Below are 9,348 nucleotides of genomic sequence, written 5' to 3' on the forward strand. Positions count from 1 at the left end.
GGTTGCTGATGCAGCGCAGACTCCTGGCCAAGTGCCGGCCGAGGCTGCGTCATGCGAGCGTTCCGCCGCCTCGTACAGGCCGAGCGCCGTCCGGTGGGCCACCCGGACCGGGTTGGTCGATGCGACGTAAGCCGCGCTCCGTTGCAAAGGCTGGGTGCCGGCCACTCCCGTGCCCGCGCCCGCCGCCGCGGTGGCGGCCGGGGTGACGCTGGTCCTGACCGAGACGCAGCTGGCGCACGCTGCCGGTCAAGGTCTACCCGTGCCGCGACGCGACGCAGCGCCCGATCAGCGTCGTCGCCGCGGCCCTTCCGGTGCCGCTGCCACCGGAACGGATCCGGGCCGTCCGGGTCCGCACGCCCGAACGTCGCCGTTCGCCGTTGCCCTGACAGGGAATCGGCAGCTCGTTCGACGACGCCGTTGAAACGGCGCTGAGCGAGGCGTCACGTGGAGAGACGTCGATCCCACCGCGCGGCCCGAGTTCAACCCGGCCGGCGTCGCGGAGCTGATGCGGGTACTGCCGCCGGCCGCCGAGGTCCCGCCGGCCGGCACCGACTGGCGGCGCATTGCCACGGCCTCAACGAGCCCGTCGGCGGCGTAGCACCATGAGTGCGACGCCGCCCGCCAGGACGAGCAGCCCGGTGGTGAGCACCCGCAGCCACCACGGCCACGGGCCGCGATCGACGACGGTATCGCGTACCGTAAGGTCGCCGGTCCGGGCGGTCGCCAACTGCACCGTGTCGATCCAGTGGTCGTTGCCGGGCTGGAGCCGGGCGAGGACCCGGGCCGGCCCGGTCGGCGGCACCGCGACAATCGTGTCGCTGTTGCTTGCCAACAGGTCGGCGCCCTGCCAACCGAGGATCGTGGTCGCGTTGGTGTCGAGCGGCGCGGACGCTCCGGTGGGCAGGTCGAGGACCGCCAACCCGCTCGGCGACCAGTATCCGGCCGCCCAGGACGGGCTGCCCGCGGCCACCCGGAAGAGCGCGAGCCGGCTGCCGTCGGGTGACCAGGCGGCCGGCCCGCCGAGCCGGTGCCCGTCCGGCAGCGGGATGACCGTACTCCCACCATCGGCGGTGAGGAGGCGCAGCTCGGTGCCGACCTGGACGGCCAGCGTTCTGCCGTCGGGGGAGAACGTCGCGTCGAGCACCCCGCGCTGCCCGGCGACCGTGGACGTTGCGCCGGTGGCCAGGTCGAGCACTGTCAGTTCGCCGTCGGCGGCGAGCGCGACTCGGGGGTCGCCATGGCTGTCCGCCCGATACGGCGCGGCGGCGTACGCGAGCCGCATCGAGTCCGGCGACCACGCGAGTAGCTGCATCGCCGAGCCGGCGGGCACCGGGTAGCTGCGGGTACGGCCGGTGGTCAGGTCCACGATCGCCACATCGTGGACCGGCCCGCGCGCGTCGGCGACGGCGACCCTGCTGCCGTCCGGCGACAGCAGGACGGGTGCCGCCGGTGACTTCAGCAGAGGGGCGTCGACCGGCCGACCGCGCTTACTGGCAAGATCGATCTCGCGGTAGGTGCGCCCGTCTACTCCGACGGCGATGAGCTGCGGGGTCTGGAAGGGCAGGTCGCCTTGCCCGTACCCGTAGATGGCGATGGCGGCCCCGGCAGGCGCGGCGGAGACGGTGGCGGTGAGGTAGGAGTGGCCGGCGAAGACGCGCGGCAGCGTGGCGGGACCGGCGGCAGGTGCGCTCGGCGCCGCCGGCAAGCGCACCAGCCCCACCGCGAGCAGCAGCACCACGACGGCGGCGGCCGCGAGCACGGGCCGCCACGATCGGCGGGAGGGCAGCGGCCTGACGGGCGGCGCTACCGCGGGCACAGGGATCGCCGCGACGAGTTCGTGGACGGCGGCGCGCAGGCGTGGGTCAGTGGTCATCGAGGTGCTCCCGCAGTGCGGAGTGGGCCCGGTGCAGCAGGGACTTGACGGTGCCCGGCCGGCAGTTCAGCGCGTCGGCGATGTCGGCCTCGGACAGGTCGAGGTAGTAGCGCAGAAAGATGGCCGCCCGGTGCCGCGGACGCAGCCGGGCGAGTCCGGCGCGGACAGCGATCGCGTCGGGCCCCAGCGGCACGAGCGGTTCAGGCTCAGGCTGGCCGGCATGGCGGTTCTCCAGCCGTCGACGACGCACCCAGGAGGTGCACCTGGACACGACGGCACGGCGCAGCCATGCGGTTGGTTCGCGGACGTCCGGACGGTGCAGCAAGGCCAAGAACACCTCCTGCACGACGTCCTCCGCCGCCGGTACGCTGCCGGTCGTCACACACGCCAGCCGTACCATCGGGGCGAACTGCGCCGCGTAGAGCGCGTCGAAGTCGCCCCGAACGGCCGGTTCGGAAAGCACGGTCACCTCCTCTGGCGCACAGCAGACGCGATCGGTTCCACCCGTCCCAGAATCACCGGCCCCAGCAGCGTGCGACGCGACGCTTCCGACGCGCGGACGGGGAAGCCGAGCCGCGCCGGTTCAACGTGACGCACCGCGCGGCATACGGTCGGCGCGCTCGCTGTCGTGGTGGACCAGCCCGCGCGGGCAACCCCTCGGCGGTGGCGACAAGGACCAGATTCATGGCCCGAGCGACTACCCGCCGCCCGGGCCCGTAACAACCGGCATGCGTCTCAGCTGCAGCCGTCGAACTGGCTGCGGATCTCCTTCCCCTGCTGCTCGTCGCGGAGGATGAACACGATGGGACACTGAGCACCGGCGTCGATCGAGATCGTCGGCGAGGTTTCGCCCGGCGCCAGCGTTCCGGAGCCGGGTTCGAACACGGCGCCTGGAGGGTCGCTGATGCCCTTCCAGTGCAGGCTGACCGTGGATGTCGGCGCATTGGTCGCCGTGAGCGTGCATTGCAGCTGCAAGACGACACCTGACGTGGTTTTGCTCAACCCGCATGTCCGGTGCTCGGAGTGGTCGAAGATGTCCGTGCGGAGGCGCACGAACAGGCCGAAGCCGGCGGCCACCACCAGGTTGAGCGCCAGCAGGGCCGCGCCCAGCCCGCGGAGCACGGACCACCGCGCCCGGCGCCAGGTCACGAACACGTACGCGGCGCCGAACAGCGCGAGCATCGGCACGACGATTCGGGCCGCTGCGAACAGGCGGTTGGCACTTTGCACATCCGCGGTGGTGGGCTCGGTGACCCGGCCGAACCGGAAGAAGATCAGCAGCGTCAGCGCGGCGGCGATCGGCGCCAGGACGGCGCTGATCACGCCGACCATGGCCAACGGCGGCGGACCGGCAGCGGTAGGCGGTGCGGCAAGTTCCTCGTCGTCGGGCGGTGCCGGCAGGTGCTGGTCGGACTCCATGGCGTATCTCCCCCGGTACACAAGCCTGGACGCGCGCCCTGAGGATAGGGCGGCCTGGCAAGCCGCCCGGGTCAGGGCGGCGGTGTGCGATCGGCGCCGGGTCGGTTGACCTGACCCATCCATCCCGCTCGGACGAGAATCCCGGCGGCGACCTCCGCGGGGGTACGGTCGTTGGTGACCGTGAAGTCCTCAACAGAGGTTTCTGTCGGTGCAGGCCCGTGCTCGTCCAGCGTCCTGAGATGCTGTTCGAGCTTTGGTCCGGTGTCTCGTTGGCGCAGGCGCCTGCGGACGGTGTCTACATCCGCGATCAACCTGACCACGCGGATGTCACAGCCCGTGAGACTCTGCACATACCGTTCCCGCTGGGCCACGGTGCCGATGACTGCCGCGGCGACGAGGAATCGTGCGCCGGCAGCCCTGAAGTTCGTCCATACGGACGCCAGGTTGACGCACTTGAGTTCGTCATACAGTCGTCCACCCGCAGGGCCCGCGTTCGGGGGCGGCCCGAACTGAGCCAGCATGTCTGTGTCGACGACGGCCGTGACGTGGCCCGCTTCGGTCAGCTTTCGTCCGACCGCGTCCGCCACGGTTGACTTGCCGACCCCGGCGACGCCGGTGAGCAGCAAGACTCGACACACAGATGCCTGACCGGCTTCCGGGCCCGAGGCAGGGCGAACTGATGCCGTTGCGTCGGGATGCAACAGGAACCAGTAGCTGACCGTGGGACCTTGTGCGGCCAGAACACCGCCCAGGGACTCGTACAGTGACCGGGCAGCGGCGTTCGCCTCGCCCGTGGTCAAGAACATCCTGGTGGCACCGGCCTGCGCACCGGCCGACATGAACGCATGGAGAAGCGCCCGTCCGACTCCCCTCCGGCGGTGTTCTTGCGCCACCTCCAATTGATGCAGGTAGAGCATCGAGGAGGCGTCGGGTCGGACCAGGTGATAGCCCCAGCACCATCCGAAGATCTCTTCAGCTTGGGAGGCCACGAAGGCCAGAGCACCCGGACGCTCCAGGAATTCCTGGCCGCCGCCCGGCACTGCGCCGAACACATGTATGGCTCGATCGAAGACGCGAACGTCGGCTGCTGCCACTCGACTGATCACACGCCATTCTGACCGCTGCATCGCCAAGATCGCGGGACATGAGAGTGCACGGATCTGCCGCCGGGATTCGGGGCGTTGACTCCGTCGAGGACGTTTGTCGGCCGTGTGCATCACGGTGAGCGCGGGCAACGGTGACGATCGAGTACTGCCTCGGCGACGCCGACTGCGAGCCGGCCGAGCTCGTACTGCCGAGCACGTGGACCGTGCAGGACGCGCGAGCCGTCGCGACCAGCTTCCAGCGCACGGTGCTGCCGTGGGATCTCACGCCGCTGCGGGCCGTCCACGGGCGGCGGGTCATCCTGGCCGCGCCGGTCTCCCTCGCCGGTGACCTGCAGCAGACGCTCGCAGCCGCCGGCAAGGCTGCCGACATCGCCGACCGGTTCGCCCGATGGGGCGCGCCGCCGAAGCGGTACGTCGTCTACTTCGCCGGGCCGGAGCAGTGGAGTACCTGGTGGAACGGGGACGGTATCGCGCTGCTGGCCGTGACCTGCCTGGCGAAGCGGTTCGGTGAGGACCGGATGCTGGCCTTCTTCACCGCCGTGGTCCGCGAGCAGTCCGCCCCGGAAACCGCTGCACCCACGGCGTTCGGCACGCAGTGGGCGCCGATCGCCGCGGCCTGCGCCGCCGAGGTGCGGGCCCGCGCGCGATGATGAGGTACGGCAGGCACACGCCAGGTACGTGTTCGCGGAACCGGTCGCGTATCGACAACACTTCCCACAGCTTGATCGGGTGTGCACATCTGCCGCCGAGCGCGTGGCTGCGGCTGGGCGAAGATCGCCACACTTCGTAGCGTCTTTTGGCCGACGCGTTTCACCGGGACCGGCGCACGCTCGTGCCGCCGGGAGTGGGGCGGTTGCGCAGGGTGCCGTGGCGGTACGCCATCACCGGGGTTGGACGGTAGACCAGTTCCTGGGTGTGCCCGCCAGAAGCAGGAAGGGTATCCCCTGTCGGCGTCTCGATTCGACACGATCGGCTGAGGCAGTACGAGATTGTCGATCGGTTGCCCACTAGGCTTTAGCATCCACCCAGGCGCTGCGCACATGCTGGAGATGGCCTGATGCGAACGAATGTGGCTCGCCTTCTCGCTGACGAGGATGGCCTACTCGACAAGATCGGCAAGATTGCTCACACCGTTGGCCCCGCCGTCATGGCGTTCGCCGTGATCATCGGCGGCGGTTGGGCCTACTTCAAGTGGGAGGACTTCAAGCGAGCCCGGGAGGCTGAGATATGTAAGGCTCGGGAAGAGGAGGAGCGCCGTCGTAAGGGAGAACAGCGGGATCGCTGATCTGTGCGGCTGACCACTCTTGGCCGTTGGGCTTCGACGTGCCTAGCTGGGTCAGCGCACCGCCGGGGGTCGCCGCGCCGGGAGCGAAGCGGCGCGGGCACGGAGCCATTCGACGTCGGCGTTGGCGTCGTTGGCGAAGTGCGCCGTCCACGACTGCCCGTCGGGTGTTGCGGCCGCGTACTGCAGGCACGAACTCTCCGAGATCCATACCGCCAGGGCCGGAGCACCGGTGGACTCTGCCAGCGGAGCGGGCCCCGCACCGACGGTCGGCCACTGATGCCCGAACGGCGACGCCAGGTGCAGCAGCTGCCAACCGCCGTCCCGGCGGTACGGCCACACCACCCGCGTGCCGAACGCGGACTGGACCTCGGGCAGGCTCGGCAGCAGCGTGTCACACCTCGCGATGACCAACGTGCCGTAGAAGCCCACGCCCGTCCTCCTCATGTCCGGAAGAATGGATGGAACAACTCCCCCTTCGCGCCGGCTTACCCGCTCCCCCGGGAACCAGCGATCGGCACGATACTGATCTCGGCGGCCTCACGCTCGTCGCGGGGCGCGCGGACATACCGCGCCGACGCGCGAGTAGGTGCGGGTTTCTGACCGTCAACGGTGTGCCGCGCCCGCCGCGACGCATCCGCACTCCGTGCCCCGCACGCTTCGGCCTTTCCGAAGAGGTCACGCGTTCGGGAACGTGCTGGTCCTCGCCTCGATTTCCGGCGCTTGCCGGCTCGATTCAAGGTCCATCGCGGCTGCTACCGACTGGCGGCGACCCGTTCGCTCGAACCCCACAGCGCCCGCCGGTGAGCGCGTGTTCAGTTTGTCGTGGTCAGGCCCGATGCTCGGCAAGAACGTTCCTGAACATCGCAAGGTAACTGTCGTGAGCCAGGGATAGCTCTCCGAGCGCATCTTCGGTGAACCATGCGATGGCATCGTGTTCGTCTGGCGCGATGTTGACCGGAGACCCCATCCACGCTTCGACCAGCCAGATCTGCATGTCGAACGTGTCGCCCTGAACTTCATGCGCTGGCGGACCCGCCGGTATCGCGATGTCGATGCCCAGCTCCTCTCGAAGCTCTCGGGCAAGTGCCGCGCCGGGCAGTTCCCCGGGCTCCACGTGTCCACCGGGCAGGTCCCAGACGTCGGGATACCAACGGCGCCGGGGAGATCGGTGACAGAGCAGAACCCGGTTGCCGTCGCGCAGCAACGCCGTGACGATGCGAGCCTTGGGAGAGCCATCCGCGGAGATCGACACAGGCGCATTGTGCCACCCGTCGCGAGCCGACGCTGTACCCTGCCGAACGGTGACCGGCACACTGTTCCGCCGCTGACCGTGCGCGGCCAGTGGGGGCGGCCGTTGCGCTCCTACCGAACATCCCGGCTGAGCATGTCCACGCTGCTGGCGACCCGCTCGCGCCGGCTCGCCCGGCTGATCCCCCTCGCCGACCACGTATGGCCCCGAACTCACAAATCGGGCCATCGGGCGGTCGGACCCACGCTCGCCGACAAACGAGTCCAGAAGGTACCGACGAAGCCACGCCCGCAGGATTCGCGGATTGCCCAGGCCCGCAACTCCTCCAAAGCACCAGCGCAGAGAAAGTGTCGGTGGTGGTCTCTATGCTGCTGTCGCTGGTTCACGACACGGGGAGACAACATGCGAACGCCACGACTGCTACCGGTGCTGCTGCTTGCCACGACGGTCGGCCTGACCACCGGATGCACCAGAGGGCCGGGCAACACAACGGCCACGAACGGGCGGCCGCACCGAGCGCCACCGTTGACGTGAAAGCCAACACCGAGGCGGTGTGCAATGCGGTGGTGGCCGCCTACAAGGCAGAAGAGGCCCAGCTGCTGCCGCTCGGCAGTGCGATGGCCAAGGCGTCACTGAGCCATGACCAGCAGCAGATCGCGAAGGTCAAGGCAGATGCCGAGGTCGTGCTCAGCAGGCTGGACAAGGTGATCGACGCCGAGCTGGCCAAGGCCGCCGATCCCGCGGCGAAGGCAGCGATCAAACACTACTCGGTGATCTACGCGGACACGTGGCGCGCCGACAGCTATGCCACCATTGACCCCATCGACGAGATGGACAAGGCCAATGCCGCGGTCAAGCCCTACTGTCCGGCCTTGAAGATGTAGCCAGTTCCCATGCCTGCTCCATGTCCATCGGCACGCCGTCCTGCACCGGGAGATCCTGCCGGTCATCGCCCACACGACCATTGTGGCGGCATGATCGCGTGTCCGATCTTGCCGCGAGTCGTGCGCGATGCACGCGGCAAGAGACGCTGCGTAGGACGCGGGTCTTGGCGTGCGCGCACATGAGCTACGGCGGGGTGGCGGCGGCCGGTCTGGCGTGATCGAATGCCGCGATGCTCGTTCGTCGCTGGCGCTTGGGCGCCGTGGTCATCTCACTGGCCGTGACGGGCTGGACAGCCTGGTTCACCGCTGACGTGCTCGGGGAGTGGTTCACCACCGCGCTGTTCTTGGCTGCGCCTGCGCTCGTCGCGGTGCTCCTCGCCCCTGCCTGGCGCTCGGGCGCGGCCGTCGTCGGCGGGCTGCTGGCCGGGCTGGTCGGGCTCGTGGTGGCATCGACACGCTGGCCGCACGCGCTGAGGCCACCGCAGACCGACTGGCTGCTGCCGTACCTCGCGCTGGCCGTCCTGGTCTGGGTCGCGGCGTTCACCGCGTGCGTCGCAACCGCCGAGCCCGAGCGGCGCAAGACGTTGCTGCTGTCCGGCGCGGGTGGGGCCGTCGTGCTGCTGTGCCTCGCCGCCGTCGTCGCGAATGGCCCCGCCGGCCTACGTCCCAGGTCGAGCGACGTCGCCGTTGACCGCAACGACCTGGGGCCCTTCCCGGCAGTGCTGCAGAGCAGGCGCATCGGCCTGGACTGCCGGACCGGCACCGGGGTGTGCACCGAGGCCATCGAGGTCTGGAGCAGCACCGGCCAGCCGCCGGCCGAGATCGCCGAGCTGCTTGCCCAGCACCTGCGCACCAAGGACTGGCCGATGAGCCTCGCCGCGACGACGGGGCGGCTCACCGGCTGCCTGCCGATCCGGGGCATCATCCGCTGGGCCGACCAAGCCTGTGCCGAGCTCATCCCGTCCTCGGACCTGAGTTGGCCCGACGACGTCAAGCACCACGACGACTCGATCGTGCTCGTCCTCGCGGACCGGCCACTCACCGCACTATGGCGGGCGGCCTGACCTGCGAGTAGTGCGGCCTCAGCCAACCGACGACGGAAAGCGCTCGGCGTCTTGGAAGCCGCCGTGCCGAGCTGGGGCGTGGCCGTTGCCTGATACGCCGGCTCAGTAGTCGACCGCCTCTACCGCGGTGGCGACCGGCTCGAGCCCCGCGATCAGCTCGTCGAGCTCGTCCGCGCTGAGCACGTCATACGCCGGCGCCGCCAGCTCGTCGGTGAGCGCCTCGATCCGTTGCCTGGTTTCCCGGCCGGCGTCGGTGAACCCGCCGCCGGCGTCCACCAGACCGCGGCCGCGCAGCCCGTCAACGACTGCAGCCAACTGCGCCTTGCCCAGATGGTGGATCCGGCCGAATTCCTCCGCCCGCATTCCAAGGGAAACAGCGAACAGGACATGAGCCTCGGTACCGCCGACGCCATGAACGACGAGGGCCGCGTTGTGGCCGTCCCCACGGTGCTCCCGCAACAGCGTCGC

Annotated in this window: 11 protein-coding genes; 4 read left to right on the forward strand and 7 right to left on the reverse strand. The window is 69.8% G+C overall.

The genetic code is table 11. The annotated features are described in order from the left end of the window. Window positions 1–574: 574 nt before the first annotated feature. The 4 genes from IEZ31_RS41865 to IEZ31_RS41880 all read right to left on the reverse strand — a co-directional run bounded on the left by IEZ31_RS41865 (window position 575) and on the right by IEZ31_RS41880 (window position 4,386). Window positions 575–1,873, reverse strand: coding sequence for a hypothetical protein (locus IEZ31_RS41865; RefSeq protein ID WP_190255685.1), 1,299 nt, complete (start codon window positions 1,871–1,873; stop codon window positions 575–577). Continuing rightward, entirely contained in the window at window positions 1,863–2,336 is a 474-nt protein-coding gene (locus IEZ31_RS41870) for an RNA polymerase sigma factor (protein ID WP_229836541.1), read from the reverse strand. Before IEZ31_RS41870 ends, IEZ31_RS41865 begins: the two co-directional genes overlap by 11 nt. Before the next feature lie 272 nt (window positions 2,337–2,608). Continuing rightward, entirely contained in the window at window positions 2,609–3,292 is a 684-nt protein-coding gene (locus IEZ31_RS41875; protein ID WP_190255686.1) for a hypothetical protein, read from the reverse strand. A 71-nt stretch (window positions 3,293–3,363) separates the two neighbouring features. Continuing rightward, window positions 3,364–4,386, reverse strand: a complete 1,023-nt coding sequence (locus IEZ31_RS41880; RefSeq protein ID WP_229836543.1) for a GNAT family N-acetyltransferase — start codon at window positions 4,384–4,386, stop codon at window positions 3,364–3,366. Between the two features lie 143 nt (window positions 4,387–4,529). Between IEZ31_RS41880 and IEZ31_RS41885 the strand changes: the two genes are divergently transcribed. Together IEZ31_RS41885 and IEZ31_RS41890 are read left to right on the forward strand one after the other, a co-directional pair. Continuing rightward, a complete protein-coding gene (locus IEZ31_RS41885; RefSeq protein WP_190255688.1) occupies window positions 4,530–5,048 on the forward strand; it encodes a hypothetical protein in 519 nt (172 codons plus the stop codon). A 407-nt stretch (window positions 5,049–5,455) separates the two neighbouring features. Then, complete coding sequence (locus IEZ31_RS41890; RefSeq protein WP_190255689.1) at window positions 5,456–5,683, forward strand: hypothetical protein; 228 nt, start codon at window positions 5,456–5,458, stop codon at window positions 5,681–5,683. Between the two features lie 51 nt (window positions 5,684–5,734). On the opposite strand, the gene IEZ31_RS41895 is transcribed toward IEZ31_RS41890, so the two are convergent. After that, the gene (locus tag IEZ31_RS41895; protein ID WP_190255690.1) at window positions 5,735–6,127 is read right to left on the reverse strand and encodes a hypothetical protein; all 393 of its coding nucleotides are present in this window, start codon (window positions 6,125–6,127) and stop codon (window positions 5,735–5,737) included. A 382-nt stretch (window positions 6,128–6,509) separates the two neighbouring features. Continuing rightward, window positions 6,510–6,935: an NUDIX domain-containing protein gene (locus IEZ31_RS41900; protein WP_308429489.1), complete on the reverse strand. Its 426-nt coding sequence runs from the start codon at window positions 6,933–6,935 to the stop codon at window positions 6,510–6,512. Window positions 6,936–7,297: 362 nt separating this feature from the next. On the opposite strand from IEZ31_RS41900, the gene IEZ31_RS41905 reads away from it, so the two are divergent. Next, window positions 7,298–7,816 carry a hypothetical protein gene (locus IEZ31_RS41905; RefSeq protein ID WP_190255692.1) on the forward strand — a complete coding sequence of 173 codons (519 nt, stop codon included), beginning with the start codon at window positions 7,298–7,300 and terminating at the stop codon, window positions 7,814–7,816. Window positions 7,817–8,046: 230 nt separating this feature from the next. Continuing rightward, window positions 8,047–8,880, forward strand: a complete 834-nt coding sequence (locus IEZ31_RS41910; RefSeq protein ID WP_190255693.1) for a hypothetical protein — start codon at window positions 8,047–8,049, stop codon at window positions 8,878–8,880. A 102-nt stretch (window positions 8,881–8,982) separates the two neighbouring features. Here IEZ31_RS41910 and IEZ31_RS41915 read toward each other — a convergent pair. Further along, on the reverse strand, window positions 8,983–9,348 hold a 366-nt coding region (locus tag IEZ31_RS41915), incomplete at its 5' end, for a helix-turn-helix domain-containing protein (RefSeq protein WP_444542477.1).

Source organism: Dactylosporangium sucinum (genome assembly GCF_014647515.1).
Lineage (GTDB): Bacteria > Actinomycetota > Actinomycetes > Mycobacteriales > Micromonosporaceae > Dactylosporangium > Dactylosporangium sucinum.